An 18,031-nucleotide genomic window follows, 5' to 3' on the forward strand; every position below is an offset into this window, starting at 1 on the left:
AGGGCAAGCCTATCAGCGTGTCAGTGCTTCGGTGCGTTGCATGAGCCAGGCGAGCGGATCATCCTTCAGCAACGGGCTCAGGCGCCTGCGCACCTCGGCGTGATAGCCATTGAGCCAGGCGATTTCATCATCACGCATCAGGGACAGGTCGATACAGCGTGTGTCGATCGGGCACAGCGTCAGCGTTTCGAACGCCAGGTACTCGCCGTACTCGGGCGTGCCCGGTGCCGCATCGGGAACCGCTGATTCCAGCAGCACATTGAGCACCAGGTTTTCAATGCGGATGCCCCATTGTTTCGGGCGATACAGCGCCGGCTCGATGGACGTGATCATGCCGGGCTGCATGGCCATGTTGGCATCGGGCACCGCCTTGGAGATCGACTGCGGCCCTTCGTGCACATTGAGGAAGTAGCCCACGCCGTGGCCCGTGCCATGCCCGAAGTCCATGCCGTGTTCCCACAGTGGGGCGCGTGCCATGGCGTCCAGCATCGGGGCCAGGGTGCCACGCGGGAAACGCGTGCGCGACAGGCCCATCGTGCCCTTGAGCACCAGGGTGTAGTCGCGCTTTTGCGCGGCGCTGGGCGTGCCGATAGGCCAGACGCGGGTGATGTCGGTGGTGCCGCCCACGTACTGGGCCCCGGAGTCGATCAGCAGCAGACCTTCCTCGCACAGCCCTTGCGGCGTGCTGATCATGGCGTGTGATTCGGCTGTGGCGCGGTAGTGCGGCTGGGCGCCGTTCGCATTGAAGCCGGCGATGGTGGGAAAGCTCAAGGAGACGTAGCCCGGCTGCTTCGCACGCTCGGCGCTCAGACGCTCATCGATCGTGAGCTCGCTGATGTGTTCGTGCCCCAGCGCCTGTTCCAGCCAGGCGTAGAAGGTGCACATGGCCGCGCCATCATGCTCCATCGCTTCACGAATGAAGCTGGCTTCTTCTGGCGTCTTGCGGGATTTGGCCAGCGTGGTCGGGTTGATGGCCTCGACCAGCTTCACACCCGCGGGCACGGCCTCGCGCAAGCCCCAGGTAATGCGCTTTGGGTCGATCAGCAGCGTGCTGCCATCCGGCAAAGCCTTCATGGCCGACAAGGCCTGGTCGTAGGGGCGCACGGCCACCCCATCGGCAGACAGCCGTGCCTGCAGTGCCGTGTCGATCTTGCCCTCTGCCACGACCAGGGCGGCGTCATCCAGGCTGATCAGCGCATGGCCCAGGAAGACGGGGTTGTATTCCACGTCGGCGCCGCGCAGGTTCAGCACCCAGGCGAGATCGTCCAGCGTGGCGATCCAGTGGTGGGTGGCGCCCTTGTCCTTCATGGCCTGGCGCAAGGCGGCCAGCTTGTCGGCGCGAGGGGTGGCGGCGTAGGGCAGGGCGTGTTCGAACACGGCGGCAGCTGGCAGGGCAGGGCGATCCGGCCAGATGCCGTCAAGCACGTCTTCGTTGGTGTGCAATTGCCAGCCTTTGATTTTCAGGGCGTCCTGCAAGAGTTGCGTCTGGGCCAGGCCCATCACGGTGCCATCGATCGCCAGCGTGGACGCTGCAGCCGGTGATGCAAGCCCAGCCTGTGCTGCCAGCCACTGCACATAGGCCGGCACGGCCGGGCCGTCGAGCTTGACCAAGTCTACGCCCGAGCCAGCCAGTTCGACTTCGGCCTGCTCCCAATAGCGGCTGTCCGTGAACACGGCGGCCTGGGCGGCCGACACCAGCAAGGTGCCCGATGAGCCTGTGAAGCCGCTGAGCCACACACGACCTTGCCAGCGATCAGGCAGGTATTCGGAGAGGTGGGGGTCGCTGCTCGGAATGAGCACGGCTTGCCAGCCCTTGTTGGCCATGCGCTGGCGCAGAGCCTGCAAACGAGCGGAAACGGGAGAGGGGGCGGGGCTGGAAGCGGCGGCAGAAGCGTTCACGGCGTGCAGGCGGCGCTGGGAAGCGCGCATGAGGGACACAAGCCCCCATGTTGCCATGACAAGGCCGGCCTCAGCCGCGCAAGGGGCAAGCGGTGGCGGGCGTCAGACACCCGGCCACCAGGCTTGCTCAGCGTGCAGGTGACGGCTGGGTAGCGGGCGCGCCTTGCGTCGACGTGGCAGGTGGGGTGACCGCCGGCGTGGCGGCGGTGACGCTCACAGGTGGCACGGGCGGCGGCGTCACGCGCACCAGCATCGCATTGGGCTCCAGCGCGTGCGGGTCCGGGAACACGCGGGCATGGCGCTGTGAGGTGAAGTAGGCCCAGGCCCAGTCCATCATCACCACGGTGCGGTTGCGGAAGCCAATCAGGAAGTACACGTGCACGAACAGCCAGAACAGCCAGGCCGAGAAGCCGCTGAACTTGATCTGCTTCTTGGTGAAGGGGATGTCCAGCATGGCCACGGCGGCGCGCTTGCCGATGGTCGCCATCGAGCCGTAGTCAAAGTAGCGGAAGGCTTGCGTCTCCAGCCCCTTCATGCGGCGCATGATGTTGAACGCTGCTTTGCGGCCCATCTGCTTGGCGCCAGGGCTCACGCCAGGCACGGGCGTCGGGTTCTCCGGATCCAGGTAGCTCTTGGCAGAGGCCAGGTCGCCCACCACGTAGATGTTGTTGTGGCCAGGGATGGTCAGATCAGGCTGCACGATGACCCGGCCGGCGCGATCAAGCTGGCAACCCGTGCTTTTCGCCAACGCACGGCCCAGCGGCGAGGCCGCCACACCGGCCGCCCAGACCACGGTGCGGCTGGGCAGGAAGTGCGAGACGGCCTTGGTCGTGCCGTCAGGCTGCGTTTCGTTGAGGTCGTAGTGGATGCCGAAGGCGGTGATGTTGGTCACCTTGGCGCCGGTCAGCACTTCGGCGCCCAGCATTTCCAGCTGCTCCTTGGCGCGCTTGGACAGGTCTTCCGTGAAGGTGCCCAGCACCCGTGGGGCGCCTTCCAGCAAAATGATGCGGGCAACGCGCGAGTCGATGCGGCGGAACTCGGCGCTCAGCGTCTGCTGGGCAATCTCGGCCATGGTGCCGGCCATTTCCACGCCGGTCGGGCCTGCGCCCACCACGGCAAAGGTCAGCCAGGGTTCGCGGCGCGCGGGATCGGTTTCGCGTTCGGCTTGTTCGAACGCGGTCAGCACACGGCGACGGATGGTGAAGGCGTCACCCAGCGTCTTGAGGCCGGGGGCGTACTTGGCCCAGTCGTCTCTGCCAAAATAGCTGTGTGTGGCGCCAGCGGCCAGAATCAGGTTGTCGTAGTGGATGTGTTCGCCGCCATCCAGCACCACGCAGTTCGACGCCGTGTCGATGGACGTGACTTCGCCCATCAGCACCGTCAGCTTGCCGCCGGCAATCTGGTCACGCAGGATGTGGCGGATCGGGCCGGCAATAGCGGGCGCGGGCAGGCCGGCCGTCGCCACTTGGTAGAGCAGGGGCTGGAACAGGTGATGGTTCGTGCGGTCGATGACCACGATCTCGACATCGGCATCAGACAGCGCCTTGGCTGCTTCGAGGCCGCCAAAGCCGCAGCCGATGATCACGACGCGAGGCTTTTGTTGCGCTTGGGTTGATCCGGTACCAGAAAACGACGAGGTAGATAGGGTCATGCGCGACAAGAAGGAAGGTGGTACGAACAGACGCCAGCCACTTCTGCTCCAGCGTCCTAAAGAACTAAGTATTTATACCAGTAACCCACTGCGCCATGTGGCCTTGCACCGCCCTGGTGCGCCCCTTGATTGCGGGTAATTTGCATCAATTCGTCCCTTGTCGTAGCAAAGGCATGGTTTCCCCGTCTGACGCAACGGGATCCTTTGACATGATGAAACCGGCCTTGCCTGCGTGCTTGGCCGCGTACATGGCGGCATCGGCGCGCTGACAGAAGGCCTCGGCCGATTCGCTGGCCTGCATGATGGCCGCGCCAATGCTGGGGCTGACGACCACCGAATCCCCCGACATGTCGTGCGGCACGGACAAGCGCTCCACGATGCGCTGGCAGATGCGCACCACCTCGCCCGGGTTGCCCGCGCCTTCCAGAATCACCGTGAATTCATCGCCCGCGAGACGGCAGACGCAATCCGTCAAGCGCACGCAGGTCAGCAGTCGCTTGGCCACTTCGGCCAGCAGACGGTCGCCGGCAGCGTGGCCATAGCGGTCGTTGACGCCCTTGAACCCGTCCAGATCAATGTAGAGCACACCCAGCGCCTGAGGATTGCGGCGTGCGCGGGCCATGGCCTGGTTGAGCCGCTCCCCGAAAGCCCGGCGGTTGGGCAGGCCCGTGAGGCTGTCATGCCGAGCTTGTTCCGCCAGTTCACGCTGATGGGCCTTGAGCACCGATATGTCGCTGAACACCCGGATGTGCTGGGTGACTTTTTGCAGATCATTGCGCAGTGTGCTCACGCTCAGCCAGGTATCCAGGGTTCGACCGTCCTGGCAGACCTGCCTGCTTTCGCCGGACCAACGCTGGTTGCCCTTCAGTGCCTGAATGACACCTGGGAGATGCGATTCGCGCAGTGGCGGCATGCCCAGCAACTCGGCACTTCGCCCAACCACCTCGGCAGGCGTCATGCCGGTGAGATTGAGGAAGGCCGGGTTGACCATGACAATGCGGTCCACGGCGTCACTCACGACTACGGCGTCGCCGGTTTCGTCGATCACGCGCGACGCCAGTTTGAGCTGCTCTGCTGCCTGGCGCTGGTCGGTCACGTCGCGTGCGATGGAGAGAATGTGGTCGACCTCGCCATCCACGCCATAGACCGGCGCCTTGATCAGATCAACGATGCGTTCGCCCTTGGGAGTCTGGTAGGTCAGATTCGGGAAGTGGTGGATGCGCGGGTCGCGCAGCACCGCCAGATCCTGCTCGTCGCCGCGGCGGCTCACGTCAGGTGGCATCAGATCGCTGGCTTTGCGGCCCAGCACCTTGTCAGCCGGCAACTGCATGACTTCCGCCGCAGCCTTGTTCCACACCACGTATTCGCCCGCACTGCTGGGGCGCGTGCTGCGCGCATAGACCGCCATGGGCAGGCAGTCGACCAGCGTGCGGTAGAAGGCCGTCTGCTCGCGTGCCACACCCATGGCGTGGTGGGCCTCGCTGGTGTCGCGCGTGATCACGGCCAGGCCATCATCCAGCGGCACGATCTGATGGTGCAACCAGCGCACCGGCAATTTGCTGCCTGGGCGGGTGAAGGCGTGCTCTTCCACCTGGGGTTGGTTCAACTCGATGGCGCAGGTCAACCGGTGCAGGAAGGCCGCGTGCAGGTGCGAAGGCAGCACGTCTAGTAGCAACTGACCTTGTAAGGGCTTCTCTGTATGGAACAGGTCGCCACTGCGCGGGTTGGCCTGCACGATCTCGTAGCCCACGAAGCGCCCGACCTGATCGCGCCGTGCGGCCAGCGTCATGACGCCGACCTCGCAACCCTTGGCCACGGCCTGCCAGAGCCGTTCCGTCTCGAGCGTGCGCTGTAGCGTTTGATGCATGCGCCTGTGGCTGAACCACATGCTCAACCCTGCGATTCCCGCTATCACGATGCCCGAGATATGGGCGGAAGATTGTGGCGAGGACGACAACGCAAGACCGAGGACCAGACCTGCGGCCGACAGCAACTGGGCTGTGACCGAGGGGCGACGGTAAATGGTGGGCGTCCCCATGTTCATCGATTGGATGAATGAAGACATGGACACCCCGACTGCAAAACAACAGCATCCGGGATTTCGGAAGCTGGCGCCGGACCTTTAGCTCATCTTGAACTGAATGTTTCCTGATTCCCCGGTGCAAGCCTGAGTTAAGCTGGTGGATTGCATCAACGACAAGCTGTTGAGAGGGCTGCCGGCACACTGGGTGGCCATAGCCATTCCATGCCGACCATTTTCGAGCACGAAGCCTTGCCCGCAGGCGCCCGACTGGGTGAATTCGAGATCCGGAAGATCCTGGGTGTCGGTGGCTTCGGCATCGTCTATCTGGCTTTGGACCACGCGCTGCAGCGCCAGGTGGCCATCAAGGAGTACATGCCTGGCTCGCTGGCCGGTCGCGGCCCCGATCTGGAGGTGGTGGTTCGCTCCGCCGCGCATGCAGACACCTTTGCGCTGGGCTTGCGCTCCTTCATCAACGAGGCTCGCCTGCTGGCGCGTTTTGATCACCCGTCGTTGGTCAAGGTCTACCGCTTCTGGGAAGAGCACGGCACGGCCTACATGGTCATGCCTTACTACCAAGGGCAGACACTGCAGCAGGTGCGCCGCAATATGAGTGGCCCGCCGGACGAGGCGTGGTTGCGTCGCCTGATGATCCCTCTGTTGGGCGCGCTGGAGTGCCTGCACCGGGAAAACGTCTTCCACCGCGACATCGCCCCCGACAACATCCTGCTGCTGGACGACGAGAGTGGCCCGGGTATGGGGCGCCCCGTCTTGCTCGACCTGGGCGCAGCGCGCCACGTCATCGGCGATCACACCCAGGCGCTCACAGCCATCGTCAAACCCAGCTTTGCCCCCATCGAGCAATACGCGGAAACGGTGCAGATCCGCCAGGGCCCCTGGACGGACTTGTACGCGCTGGCGGCCGTGGTGCATTTCTGTATCACGGGGCGCCCCCCCATGCCGGCCACGGCGCGCACCGTGCACGACGCCTTGCCTACGCTCAGGCAAATGAGCCCTGGGCTGGCCAGCGACTTTGACTGCCACCTCAGCGAGCCCTTCATCGGGGCCATCGACCATGCACTGGCGGTGCGGCCGCAAGACCGGCCTGATTCGGTCGCGGCCTGGCGCGAGGAGCTGTCCGGCATCGTGTGCAAGCCGCTTGGTGGTGCCGAGGCGCCCGATCCAGAGAGGTCACCTCAGACCGTCCTCGTGCGCAACGCGGCGCAAGAGGCGCCACCCGGCCATCAGGCGATCGAGGCGCAGGCCTACATGACGACGATTCCAGCTGCGGGCAAGCTCAATGGCCCGCCAGCTTGGCCAACTGAGGCCACCTCTGCGCAGTCTCGCCAGGTGTTGGGCGATGCCTCTGTCGAGCCAACCGTGCCCATGCCATTGCGCGACAACACCGGCATGCCTGAACCTGGCGAGGCAGAGCGTGATGTTGCCGTTCAGTCCAACTGGTTGAAGTGGGGCCTGGCGGTGATGGCGGTCTTGACAGGCTTGGCACTGTGGTGGTCGCAGCACAGTCGGCCCAAGGATCAACCTGTGTCATCGCCTGTAGCGGCCAGTTCGACCTTATCCAAGAAGGCAGCCAGCTTGCCGGCCGAGCCTCGCAAGCGCGCTTTGCCATCCGCGTCGGCGGCCTCACCCGCCAGTACGGTCGCCATCAACAAGCCAAAGCGTTCTGCCCGAGAGGAACAAGCTCAGCTTCGCAAGGATGGTGGCACAAGCGCAGCCGAAGACGCGGGCGAACCACTGAGCCCCCGAAAGGCCTGCGCAGGCAAAAACTTCATCTTGCTGGCGATCTGCATGAAGCGGCACTGCTCAAGAGCCGACTACGCCGCGCATCCTGAATGCGAGCGCATGCGCCAGCAGGAGGCTGCCCAGCGGCCCAATTACTGACTGGGTTTCGAGTCAGGCTGCAGCGCGTTCTTCGCCGCGTAAAGCCATCCACGTTTGCTGCAGGATGCGTGCGTCGGCACTGGCGCGATGGCGTGCCAGGCCGGACTTGATCGCCACGCCACGTTTGACTTCATGCCACGCCGCGGCTTCGCTGTCTGACAGCAAGGCACGCAGGCTCTCCAACTTGAAGGTCGGGCTGCGGTCAGCGGCCTCGTACAGGCGGTTGAGCCAGGTGTAGTCGTGCGCCCAGGCGTCCGAGTAAACCGTCATGCCGCGCAAGTGCTCGTTGAGCACGTCCACAATTTCCGACGGGCTGCGGCCACTGTGCTGCAGTTGTTCGCGCGTGATGTTGTGCACCGTGGCGGCATTGGGATCCCAGTGCTGCCAGTCCGCCTGGGGTTTGACGAGGCTGCACCAGGTCTGGCCGTTGGGCTGAACGAAACCGATTTCAATCGGATAGCTGCCCAGGCCAAAACCGGATGCCTCTATATCCAGTATGGCGGGGGGTACAACGGCCGTAGCCTGTGCAGTCGAGACCAACATCTTTTGCCCTGATTTCTAGGATGGTGCATGTGCTTGAACAGTGTCGCACTTCGTCAAGTGTCCTGATCTCCGGGTTTGAACGGGCTTCGCGCATCTAATTCGGCTGCATATTGATCAACGCCAAGCGTTTCCCGCATCAGGAAATCGGCAACCGCCTGGCGCAATCCCTCGTGCCGCAGCCAGTGGGCCGAGCGAGTCGGGACGGGCAGCAGCCCGCGGGTGAGCTTGTGCTCGCCTTGTGCGCCGCCTTCGAAGCGGCGCACACTGTGCTCGATGCACCAGGCCAGTGGCTGGTAATAACAGGCCTCGAAGTGCAGGCAGGAGATGTCTTTCATGGCGCCCCAGTAGCGGCCGTAGGCCACACGATGTTCCGGGTCATATGCCAGCAAGGCCGATGCCACCCTTTCGCCTGCCTGGCTGGCGATGAACAACACCCAGTTGTCGGGCAGGGCATGGGCGGCCATCTGCCAGAACGTGGGTGTCAAGTAAGGGCGCTGCCCTCGCTCGTGGTAAGTCTGGGCATAGCACTGTGCGAAGAAGGCCCAGTCGGCCTCCGTGATCTGCGGCCCGGTGAGGACCTCGAAGCTGACGCCGGCTTCGCGAACCTTGCGCCGCTCCTGCTGGATCTTCTTGCGCTTGTCTCGCTGCAGGCTCGCCAGGAAGTCTTCGAAGCTGCCATACGGCACGGGTGCCCGGTTTTGCCAGTGGAACTGCACACCCTGGCGGACCAGCCAGCCCGCTCGCCGGGCGCGCTCGGCTTCGGCTTCGGGCAGAAACAGCACATGCGCCGAAGACCAGCCCTCGCTGGCGCAGCGATCGACCATGGTCTGCAACAACAGGCCACGTGCTTCGTCTTGCGCCGCATCGCTCAGTGCCGGGTGAGTCAGCAGCCTGGGGCCGGGTATGGGCGAAAACGGCACGGCGCCCAGCAGCTTGGGGTAGTAGCGCTCACCGTTTTTCGCCAGCGCACGGTCGTGCGCGTCTGCCCAGGACCAGTCGAACACGTATTCGCCATAGGAGTGGCTTTTCAGGAACAGCGGGCAGGCCGCCTGGATGCGCCCCGTGGCGTCCTGCAAGGTCAGAAACTGCACTTGCCAGCCGGTGTCCGGGCAGGCGCTGCAGCTGTCCACCATGGCACGCAGCAGGGCCATGCGCAGGAATGGGGTGCCACCATCAACCGGCGACACCAGTTCATCCCACTGCTCAAAAGGGATCTGATCGAGCCGCTCGTGCCAATGAGCCCTCAGGCCCGGTACCATGCTGGCTTGCGCACCAGCCTGACTGTGCGCACCCACTGAATCGAATCTGTCCATGAACGCTGTGTCGTCTGTTGCCACCCCTGCTCACGCACTGGAAGTGGCCTTGCTGCAATTCAACCCTGTCGTGGGTGACCTCAAGGGCAATGCCCAGGCCATCATCGACGCCAGCCGCCAAGCCTACGCCAATGGCGCGCGCCTGGTGGTGACGCCGGAAATGGCCCTGTGCGGCTACCCCCCTGAGGATCTCTTGCTGCGTCCGGCCTTCATGGAGGCGTGCGACGACATGGTCGCGCACATCGCCCGAAACCTGGCCGATCTGCCGGATCTCCATCTGGTGCTGGGGCACCCCCAGACCGGGCCGGGTGACGATGTGCGGACCCGCTCCTGGTCCGTGCCGCGTCGGCTGAATTCGGCCAGCCTGATCCACGGTGGGCGTCTGGTGGCCAGCTACGCCAAGCGCGAGTTGCCCAACTACCAGGTCTTCGACGAACGCCGCTATTTCATCAGTGGCCGCGAGGCAGGCCTGGGCCCGGTGGTGGTGGACGTGCTGGGCTGGCGCGTGGGCCTGCTGGTGTGCGAAGACGCCTGGTTTGACGAGCCCGCCCACTCGGCAGTGGGCGAAGGCGCGCAGGCTTTGGTGGTGCTCAACGCCTCGCCTTTCCACGCCAGCAAGCGTGCCGAGCGCGAAGCCCGCATGGGCGACCGTGCCCGTGCCCTGGGTTTGCCGCTGGTTTACGCCCACATGGTGGGCGGCCAGGACGCAGTGGTGTTCGACGGCGCCTCGTTCGCGGTGGACGCCCAAGGCCAGGTGGCCGCGCGTGCGCCCAGTTTTGAAGTGGCCACCCTGGCCGTGACCCTGCAGCCTCAAGGGCAGGTCAGCGGCACGCTGGCCCCTGCGTTGTCGTACGAAGCTGAAATCTGGGCGGCCCTGGTTTGTGGCGTGCGCGATTACGTCGGCAAGAACGGCTTCCCGGGCGCCATCATCGGCTTGTCAGGTGGCATCGACTCGGCCCTGGTGCTGGCCATCGCGGTGGACGCGCTGGGTGCCGACAAGGTCCGCACCGTGATGATGCCGTCGCCTTACACGGCCGACATCTCCTGGATCGACGCCCGCGACATGGCCGAGCGCCTGGGCGTGCGCCACGATGAAATCGCGATCAAGCCGATGTTCGAAGATTTCAACCAGTCCCTGGCGCCCTTGTTCGTGGGGCGTGCCGAGGACACGACGGAAGAGAACATCCAGGCCCGCATCCGTGGCACCTTGCTGATGGCCTTGTCCAACAAGACGGGCGCCATCGTGTTGACCACAGGCAACAAGAGCGAGATGGCCACGGGCTACTGCACGCTGTATGGCGACATGGCCGGCGGCTTTGCCGTCATCAAGGACCTGGCCAAGACCCTGGTTTACCGACTGTCGCGCTGGCGCAATGCCCAGGCCGTCGAAGCGGGGCATGTCGAGCCCATCCCCGAGCGCATCATCACGCGCCCGCCTTCGGCCGAGCTGCGCCCCGATCAGAAGGATCAGGACAGCCTGCCCGAGTACGAGGTGCTGGACGCCATCCTGGAGCGCTACATGGAGCTTGATCAGTCCATCGAAGAGATCGTGGCGGCGGGCTTCCCGCGCGCCGATGTGGACAAGGTCACCCGCCTCATCAAGATCAACGAGTACAAGCGCAGACAGGCGCCCGTGGGCATCCGCATCACGCACCGTGCTTTTGGTCGCGACTGGCGCTACCCGATCACTTCGCGATTCCGCGCCTGATTGCTTTTCCGCAGATTGCCCTGCGCCTAAAAGCCCTCAGACGTGCTTAAATAGCTGCAATGCGATGCAGCATCGCCCCTATTTTTCGCTGACTTTATTTCGGAGTTCCCGCCATGAAACAGATCACCGCCGTCATCAAACCATTCAAGCTGGAAGAAGTCCGCGAAGCCCTGGCCGAAGTCGGCGTGACCGGCCTGACCGTGACCGAGGTCAAGGGTTTTGGTCGCCAGAAGGGCCACACCGAGTTGTACCGTGGCGCCGAGTACGTGGTGGACTTCCTGCCCAAGGTGAAGATCGAAGTCGTCGTCAAGACGGAAGATGTCGATCGCTGCATCGAGGCCATCATCAAGGCCGCCAAGACCGGCAAGATCGGTGACGGCAAGATCTTCGTGACGCCTGTCGAGCAAGTGGTGCGCATCCGCACCGGCGAGACCGACGAAGCAGCTGTTTGATTTTTCCGCGCAGCACTACCTTACCAAGCAAACACCGCAGATCCGGCTTTGCAGGTCTGCTGGTGTTGCCCCTTGAGGGGGGGCGCGAAGCGCGTAGGGGGGGTTAGATCTCGGACGCGACGCCGCCCGGGCCAGGTTGAGCCAGGTCCGGCGGCGTTTGTGCTTTCAGGCGCGCAAATTCATCTTCGATGCGGTCCAGCAGGCTGTGGATCTCGGTGTCCACCAGCAGCAGCTCCTGGACATCGGGCCACAGGAAGCCGCCATCGCGGCTGCGGTCGATGAAGCTCAGCAGCTCGTCGTAATAGCCGGCCACGTTAAGCAGGCCCAGCGCCTTGCGGTGGTAGCCCAGCTGGCGCCAGGTCCAGACCTCGAAGATTTCTTCCATGGTGCCGATGCCGCCGGGCAAGGCGATGAAGGCATCCGCCTGCATGGCCATCTTGTGCTTGCGCTCGTGCATGCTGTCGACGACCTGGAGTTCGGTCACGCCACCGTGGCCCAGCTCCTTCTCGATCAACCGGTGCGGGATCACGCCGATGACTTCGGCACCTTCTGACAGTGCGGCGTCCGCCACTGCGCCCATCAGGCCGGTGCTGCCGCCACCGTAGACCAGGCGCCAGCCTCGCAGGCCGATCTGCCTGCCCACCTCGCGCGCGGCAGCCAGGTGGGCGGGGTCCAGGCCATTGCGGGAGCCGCAATAGACGCACAGCGACAAGGACATGTTCAGGCTTTCGTTGCTAACTAACAATTGAAAGAGGTGTTTCAGGCGCGGGTGTCGATCAGCCGGGTGCGGCAGATGATGTCGTGCAGGAACTGGCCTTGGGGCAATAGCCACGTCAACGAGGTGTAGATCAGAATCCAGACACCCATGGCGCCATACAGGAGCTTGGACTGATGCCATCCCACCAGCCACGCGGCCGCCCACGGCGGCATGAACCACAACCATGCCAGCAGGGCGCGCTGCAAGGCCTGGCCAAGTGATATCGGGTCGCCCTTTTCGGTGACCAGTCGCACATGCCAGGTTTTCATGGCCAGCGTCTGCCCACCATGCGTCCAGAACCAGATGAAGTACAGAGACAAGGCCAGGAACTGTGCGGCCATCATGCCTTCGCGACCATGCAGACCATGGCGCTGGTTGGTCAGAACGGAGTAGATGCCACCCACGACCATGACCAGGCCGAACAGCAGAACGCCCTCGTAGGTGAACGCCGCCATGCGGCGACGCAATGCAGGGGCCGGGCCTTGAGCCCGCGCCTTGCAGGTGGCAGCGCTGAGCGTGGTGGGCTGGGGGGCGGAAGAAGCCGTCATGGACGCAGGGAAAGGAAATCAGCGGAGCGCGAACGATACACCAGCTTGGTGCCGCCGCTCAGCCTGGGTAGCTTCAGCGGCGAGTGGCAGGCTCGTTGCCGACGGCAGAGGCTGGCAGCGAGGCCATGGCTGCACTTTGCGCGCCCTTTTTGGGCAGCATCGTCACAGGATCGACGAAGCCTTTGCTGGCTGCGATCTTGGTCATCCCCGTGTGCTGGTGCATCGGAGGCGTGGGCCGTTGGTTGACCAAGGTGGTGGTGGCCCCCGTGCCGGCTTTCACCATGGTGGGGCGAACCACTGTGGGCGTGGGCGCCGTGCCGGTGATGGCGTTGGGAACCACATTGGACTTTTTGTCCGATGAGTTGGCGGTTACCGTGCGCTTGGCAGCGAACACCTGTTTGGCTTCCCTTGGGCCAACCATGTTCTCTGCCAGCAGGACTGGCTTGGCGCGGCGTTGCGCCTGGCGGGTCAGATCCCGTCTGTCTTCCGCAGGCAGGGCCTGGTAGGCCGCCCATTTTTCCTGGCGCTGATCGGGGGACAGTTGGCGGGTTTGCTGGAAGCGCAGTCGCGCTTCACCGCGCTCCTGTGCAGGCAGTTTGGCCCACTGCGACATGCGCTCACGCATCCTCGTTTTCTCGGCCGGTGACAGATCCTTGTAACGCTTGGCGACATTGACCCATTTGTCTCGCCCGGTCTCGTCCATGCGCGACCAGTGAGGGGCCAAGGGTTGAAGGATTTGCTTTTGCTCGGGGGACAGGTCGCGCCAATCGGTTGGGGAGTCAATGAGCACGGTCTGGCTCGCATTGGCCTTGTTCAGCACCGCGTCAGCCTTGGCGGGCGCATGTGTGGCCCACAGCAAACCCACGGCCGCCAGGGCCGGGGGCAAGGTGCGAACGATGAACAGGGGCAACTTCATGACCAGATCTCAGGGCGTGGAGGAAGCCGGTGCCGTCTCGGTGGTCTGAAGATCGCCATCCACCTCGGGGGCCGCCTCTTCGATCGGGCGGACAGTCGGGCCGGTGTCGGTCTTGAGGAATTCCACAAAACCGGGATCCGAATAGGCGGCAGGGGGCAGGTCATCGGTCAGCAGGGCCATGTCCACGTCGGTGGCGGCCTGAACCTGTTCCTGCTTGTAATAGCGGTGGATGCCCCAAAGGCCAGCCACCAGGGCAATGACAGGCAGGAGCGACGCCAGACGCCAGCCCCACGAAGGTGGGCTGTCGTCCAGCCGGCGACCATGGTCGCTGGCGCGGGCGTAACGGCTTTCGTTCCAGTTGCTGTTCTGGCCAGCCCCGCCAGCACCCGCTGCGCTCAGGCCTGCGACGTTGACCTGAACGACTGGCGCCGGTGCCACGGCTGGGGCCAGGGCTGCCGCGCGAGCCTCTCGGCCTGCACGAATGGCTTGTTCCCGCGCGATACGCAGACGCTCGGAAATATCATGCGGCACAGACTGCGCACCCTCTTCCAGGCGCGCGCTCAGACGCAGGGCAAAGCGCGCCTCAAGGGCTTCGCGTTGCGCTGGTGTCAGCGGGGTGGTAGGACGGGTTTTCACAATGTAATACCGCGAGATTGAAGGGCTTTGGCAAGTGACTGAACGGCGCGAGAGCAGTGCGTTTTCACGCTGCCTTCGGAGCAACCCATGGCTGCGGCAGTTTCTGCAACATCCAGTTCCTCCCAGTAACGCAGCAGGAAGGCTTCTCGTTGACGTCCTGGCAGTTTGTTGACCTCTTCTTCTATCTGAACCAGTATTTCGGCACGGCTGGCTGAATCATCAGCACCTTCCGAGCCCGTTTCGCCGGATCTCAACGATTCAAGCAGATCGAAGTCGCCGCTGTCATCCCCGTCAACAGAGGCTTCGAGGTCACCAATGTTGGTAAATACCGCATTGCGGACTTTCTGGCGGCGAAACCAGTCCAGCGTGGCGTTGGACAGGATGCGCTGAAACAGCATGGGCCACTCGTTCGAGGGGCGGTCCGCGTAACTTTGTGTCAGGCGGATCATGGCGTCCTGCACGATGTCCAGCGCCGCGTCTTCGTCACGCACGGCGTAAACCGTGCGCTTGAACGCGCGCCGCTCCACACCTTTCAGGAAGGCGTTGAGCTCTTCTTCGTCAGAGGGGCTGGGCAGGGGAGTCATTTCGCGGGCGGATTATGGCATTGAGTCGTGAATCCTTGAGGGTTGTGACTTGGGGTTCGCTTGAATTGACGCGAAGGGATGCGATAATGTTCGTCTTTGCGCCATCTCGATCTGGTCTGAATCTGGACAGCCCGACCCTTAAGTAGGCTCCGGTGGCAGACCGCGCAGGCTCCAAATCCGCCTCACAAGGGCGAGCACGCTGGCAATCCGTTGTCGCAGTGCTGTTGTCTCAGACCTCACAAAAGGCTGTGGCGATGTAGAGGGGCACCGATCGTTTTTCGTTAGAGAAATTCGGAAAGGTTCCAATTCATCATGGACATGTCTCCTTCGGACATCAAACGCGCCGGCACGGCCGACGCACACGCTCAGTCCCCCTCCGGCGAGATCCTCAACGGCTCCGACATCCTCGTACGCTGCCTTCAGGCTGAAGGCGTCAAGTACATGTGGGGCTACCCCGGTGGCGCGGTTCTCTACATCTACGACGCCCTGTACAAGCAGGACACCATCGAGCACGTGCTCGTGCGCCACGAACAGGCTGCCGTCCACGCTGCTGACGGCTATGCGCGTGCCACGGGCGACGTCGGCGTGGCCCTGGTGACCTCCGGCCCCGGCGTGACCAATGCCATCACCGGTATCGCCACCGCCTACATGGACTCGATCCCGATGGTGATCGTGACCGGTCAGGTGCCCACGCCTGCCATCGGCCTGGACGCCTTCCAGGAATGTGACACCGTCGGCATCACGCGCCCCATCGTCAAGCACAACTTCCTCGTCAAGGACGTCGCCGATCTGGCCACGACCATGAAGAAGGCCTTCCATATCGCCCGCACCGGCCGTCCTGGCCCCGTCGTGGTCGATATCCCGAAGGATGTTTCGCTCAAGACCACCGCCTTCCACTACCCGGAGACAGTGGAAATGCGCTCATACAACCCCGTGCGCAAGGGCCATGGCGGCCAGATCCGCAAGGCCGTGCAACTGCTGTTGAGCGCCAAGCGCCCCTACATCTACACCGGCGGCGGTGTGATCCTGGGCGAGGCCTCCAAGGAACTGCGCGAACTGGTCGACATGCTGGGCTACCCCAGCACCAGCACCCTGATGGGTCTGGGCGCCATCCCCGCGTCTGACAAGACCTTCCTGGGCATGCTGGGCATGCACGGGACGTACGAAGCCAACATGACCATGCAGAACGCCGATGTGGTGATCGCCGTGGGCGCCCGCTTCGACGACCGCGTGATCGGCAACCCCAAGCACTTCGCCCAGGTCGAACGCAAGATCATCCACATCGACATTGACCCTTCGTCGATCTCGAAGCGCGTCAAGGTCGACATCCCCATCGTGGGCGATGTGAAGGACGTGCTGCTGGAAATGATCGCGCAGATCAAGGAATCGCAGATCAAGCCCGACCAGCATGCCCTGGGCAAGTGGTGGGAGCAGGTCAACGAATGGAAGAAGCGCGACTGCCTGAAGTTCAGGACATCGACCGAAGTGATCAAGCCTCAGGCCGTGGTCGAGAAGCTGGCCGAACTGACTGCCGGTACCGACTACTACATCACGTCGGACGTGGGTCAGCACCAGATGTTTGCCGCGCAGTACAGCAAGTTTGAAGAGCCTCGCCGCTGGATCAATTCCGGTGGCCTGGGCACCATGGGTGTGGGCCTGCCTTACGCCATGGGCATCAAGCTGGCCAAGCCGGACGCCGATGTCTTCTGCATCACGGGCGAAGGCTCGATCCAGATGTGCATCCAGGAGCTGTCGACCTGCAAGCAGTACAACACGCCCGTCAAGGTGATCGCGCTGAACAACCGCTACCTGGGCATGGTGCGCCAGTGGCAGCAGCTGGATTACGGCGGCCGCTACTCGCACAGCTACATGGACGCGCTGCCTGACTTCGTCAAGCTGGCCGAGGCTTATGGCCACATCGGTCTGCTGATCGAGCGCCCGGAAGACGTGGAAGGCGCACTGCGCGAAGCCATCAAGCTGAAGGACCGCACCGTGTTCCTGGACATCCGCACCGACCCGACTGAAAACGTCTGGCCGATGGTTCAGGCCGGCAAGGGCATCTCCGAAATGCTGCTGGGTTCCGAAGACCTGTAATTCACATAGGCCCGGCCTGAGGCGGGCAGGGTGCAGTCTGGTGCTTGCCGGTGCCTGACTGACGACCCTGAAAGCCTGGGGCCGGGATGGACATTCAACCGATACCTGTCGCACTACGTGGCCACGGCCCTGGGGTTACCGCCCTCTGGCTAAAGAGCCCGCAAGGACGATCCATATGAAACACATCATTGCCCTTCTGGTCGAGAACGAAGCCGGCGCGCTGTCGCGCGTGGTGGGCCTGTTCTCCGCACGCGGCTACAACATCGAAAGCCTGACCGTCGCCACGACGGAAGACCCTTCGCTGTCGCGCATGACCATCGTGACCACCGGTTCCGACGACGTGATCGAACAAATCACCAAGCACCTGAACCGCCTGATCGAAGTCGTGAAGGTTGTCGACCTGTCCGAAGGCCCCTTCACCGAGCGTGAGTTGATGCTCATCAAGGTGCGTGCCGTGGGCAAGGAACGCGAAGAGATGAAGCGCATGGCGGACATCTTCCGCGGCCGCATCATCGACGTGACCGACAAGACCTACACCATTGAACTGACTGGCGACTCGGCCAAGCTCGATGCCTTTATCGAAGCCATTGACCGTGCCGCCATCCTTGAAACCGTGCGCACCGGGACCAGCGGGATCGGGCGCGGCGAGCGCATCTTGCGCGTCTGAGTCTGGCTCACCGCCGTTCTCTACTTCCCGCTTTTGTTCCCCGCTTTTTCCTCAGTTTCAACTGAACCACTTTTTCCGACGGAGATAAACATGAAGGTCTATTACGACAAGGACGCCGATCTGAGCCTGATCAAGGGCAAGAACGTGGCCATCATCGGTTATGGCTCGCAAGGCCATGCCCACGCTCAAAACCTGCGTGATTCCGGCGTCAACGTGACGGTCGGTCTGCGCAAGGGTGGCGCTTCGTGGTCCAAGGTGGAAGCCGCTGGCATCAAGGTCGCTGAAGTCAATGACGCCGTCAAGAACGCTGACGTCGTGATGATCCTGTTGCCCGACGAGAA

The 18,031-nt window shown here is 63.5% G+C and carries 16 protein-coding genes; 6 read left to right on the forward strand and 10 right to left on the reverse strand.

Annotated features, from left to right (window positions below):
- Nucleotides 1–12 precede the first annotated feature (12 nt).
- The 3 genes from HY836_RS16345 to HY836_RS16355 form a co-directional block, all read right to left on the reverse strand.
- The gene (locus tag HY836_RS16345; protein ID WP_290678131.1) at nt 13–1,929 is read right to left on the reverse strand and encodes an aminopeptidase P family protein; all 1,917 of its coding nucleotides are present in this window, start codon (nt 1,927–1,929) and stop codon (nt 13–15) included.
- Between the two features lie 97 nt (nt 1,930–2,026).
- A complete protein-coding gene (locus HY836_RS16350; RefSeq protein WP_290678133.1) occupies nt 2,027–3,550 on the reverse strand; it encodes an NAD(P)/FAD-dependent oxidoreductase in 1,524 nt (507 codons plus the stop codon).
- Nucleotides 3,551–3,695: 145 nt separating this feature from the next.
- Nucleotides 3,696–5,615 (reverse strand): diguanylate cyclase, encoded by a 1,920-nt coding sequence (locus HY836_RS16355; protein ID WP_290678135.1) that lies wholly within the window; start codon nt 5,613–5,615, stop codon nt 3,696–3,698.
- A gap of 180 nt (nt 5,616–5,795) precedes the next feature.
- On the opposite strand from HY836_RS16355, the gene HY836_RS16360 reads away from it, so the two are divergent.
- Nucleotides 5,796–7,472 (forward strand): serine/threonine-protein kinase, encoded by a 1,677-nt coding sequence (locus HY836_RS16360; RefSeq protein ID WP_290678137.1) that lies wholly within the window; start codon nt 5,796–5,798, stop codon nt 7,470–7,472.
- Nucleotides 7,473–7,484: 12 nt separating this feature from the next.
- Here the strand turns inward: HY836_RS16360 and HY836_RS16365 are convergent, their stop codons facing one another.
- On the reverse strand, nt 7,485–8,015 hold the full coding sequence (locus HY836_RS16365) for a hypothetical protein (RefSeq protein ID WP_290678139.1): 531 nt from the start codon (nt 8,013–8,015) through the stop codon (nt 7,485–7,487).
- 53 nt (nt 8,016–8,068) lie between these two features.
- On the reverse strand, nt 8,069–9,328 hold the full coding sequence (locus HY836_RS16370) for a GNAT family N-acetyltransferase (protein WP_290678142.1): 1,260 nt from the start codon (nt 9,326–9,328) through the stop codon (nt 8,069–8,071).
- Here HY836_RS16370 and HY836_RS16375 point away from each other — a divergent pair.
- Both HY836_RS16375 and HY836_RS16380 read left to right on the forward strand, forming a co-directional pair.
- Nucleotides 9,327–11,036 (forward strand): NAD+ synthase, encoded by a 1,710-nt coding sequence (locus HY836_RS16375; RefSeq protein WP_290678145.1) that lies wholly within the window; start codon nt 9,327–9,329, stop codon nt 11,034–11,036. The genes HY836_RS16370 and HY836_RS16375 overlap by 2 nt on opposite strands.
- A gap of 113 nt (nt 11,037–11,149) precedes the next feature.
- Entirely contained in the window at nt 11,150–11,488 is a 339-nt protein-coding gene (locus HY836_RS16380) for a P-II family nitrogen regulator (RefSeq protein ID WP_290672164.1), read from the forward strand.
- A 103-nt stretch (nt 11,489–11,591) separates the two neighbouring features.
- Here HY836_RS16380 and HY836_RS16385 read toward each other — a convergent pair whose 3' ends face one another.
- From HY836_RS16385 to HY836_RS16405, 5 genes are all read right to left on the reverse strand, one after another.
- Nucleotides 11,592–12,206, reverse strand: coding sequence for a TIGR00730 family Rossman fold protein (locus tag HY836_RS16385; protein ID WP_290678148.1), 615 nt, complete (start codon nt 12,204–12,206; stop codon nt 11,592–11,594).
- A gap of 41 nt (nt 12,207–12,247) precedes the next feature.
- Entirely contained in the window at nt 12,248–12,793 is a 546-nt protein-coding gene (locus HY836_RS16390) for an RDD family protein (protein ID WP_290678151.1), read from the reverse strand.
- 73 nt (nt 12,794–12,866) lie between these two features.
- Nucleotides 12,867–13,709 (reverse strand): DUF3106 domain-containing protein, encoded by an 843-nt coding sequence (locus HY836_RS16395; protein ID WP_290678153.1) that lies wholly within the window; start codon nt 13,707–13,709, stop codon nt 12,867–12,869.
- Between the two features lie 9 nt (nt 13,710–13,718).
- Nucleotides 13,719–14,345 (reverse strand): DUF3619 family protein, encoded by a 627-nt coding sequence (locus HY836_RS16400; RefSeq protein ID WP_290678156.1) that lies wholly within the window; start codon nt 14,343–14,345, stop codon nt 13,719–13,721.
- Nucleotides 14,342–14,929, reverse strand: a complete 588-nt coding sequence (locus tag HY836_RS16405) for an RNA polymerase sigma factor (RefSeq protein ID WP_290678159.1) — start codon at nt 14,927–14,929, stop codon at nt 14,342–14,344. The genes HY836_RS16400 and HY836_RS16405 overlap by 4 nt, the downstream gene beginning before the upstream one ends.
- Nucleotides 14,930–15,241: 312 nt before the next feature.
- On the opposite strand from HY836_RS16405, the gene HY836_RS16410 reads away from it, so the two are divergent.
- The 3 genes from HY836_RS16410 to HY836_RS16420 all read left to right on the forward strand — a co-directional run.
- Nucleotides 15,242–17,023 (forward strand): acetolactate synthase 3 catalytic subunit, encoded by a 1,782-nt coding sequence (locus HY836_RS16410; RefSeq protein ID WP_290678162.1) that lies wholly within the window; start codon nt 15,242–15,244, stop codon nt 17,021–17,023.
- A gap of 175 nt (nt 17,024–17,198) precedes the next feature.
- Nucleotides 17,199–17,690 (forward strand): acetolactate synthase small subunit, encoded by a 492-nt coding sequence (ilvN, locus tag HY836_RS16415; RefSeq protein ID WP_290678165.1) that lies wholly within the window; start codon nt 17,199–17,201, stop codon nt 17,688–17,690.
- 90 nt (nt 17,691–17,780) lie between these two features.
- Nucleotides 17,781–18,031 (forward strand): NAD(P)-dependent oxidoreductase (locus HY836_RS16420; protein ID WP_290678168.1); only part of this gene is annotated, 251 nt, incomplete at its 3' end.

The sequence above is a fragment of the Aquabacterium sp. genome (assembly GCF_016234775.1).
Lineage (GTDB): Bacteria > Pseudomonadota > Gammaproteobacteria > Burkholderiales > Burkholderiaceae_C > Aquabacterium.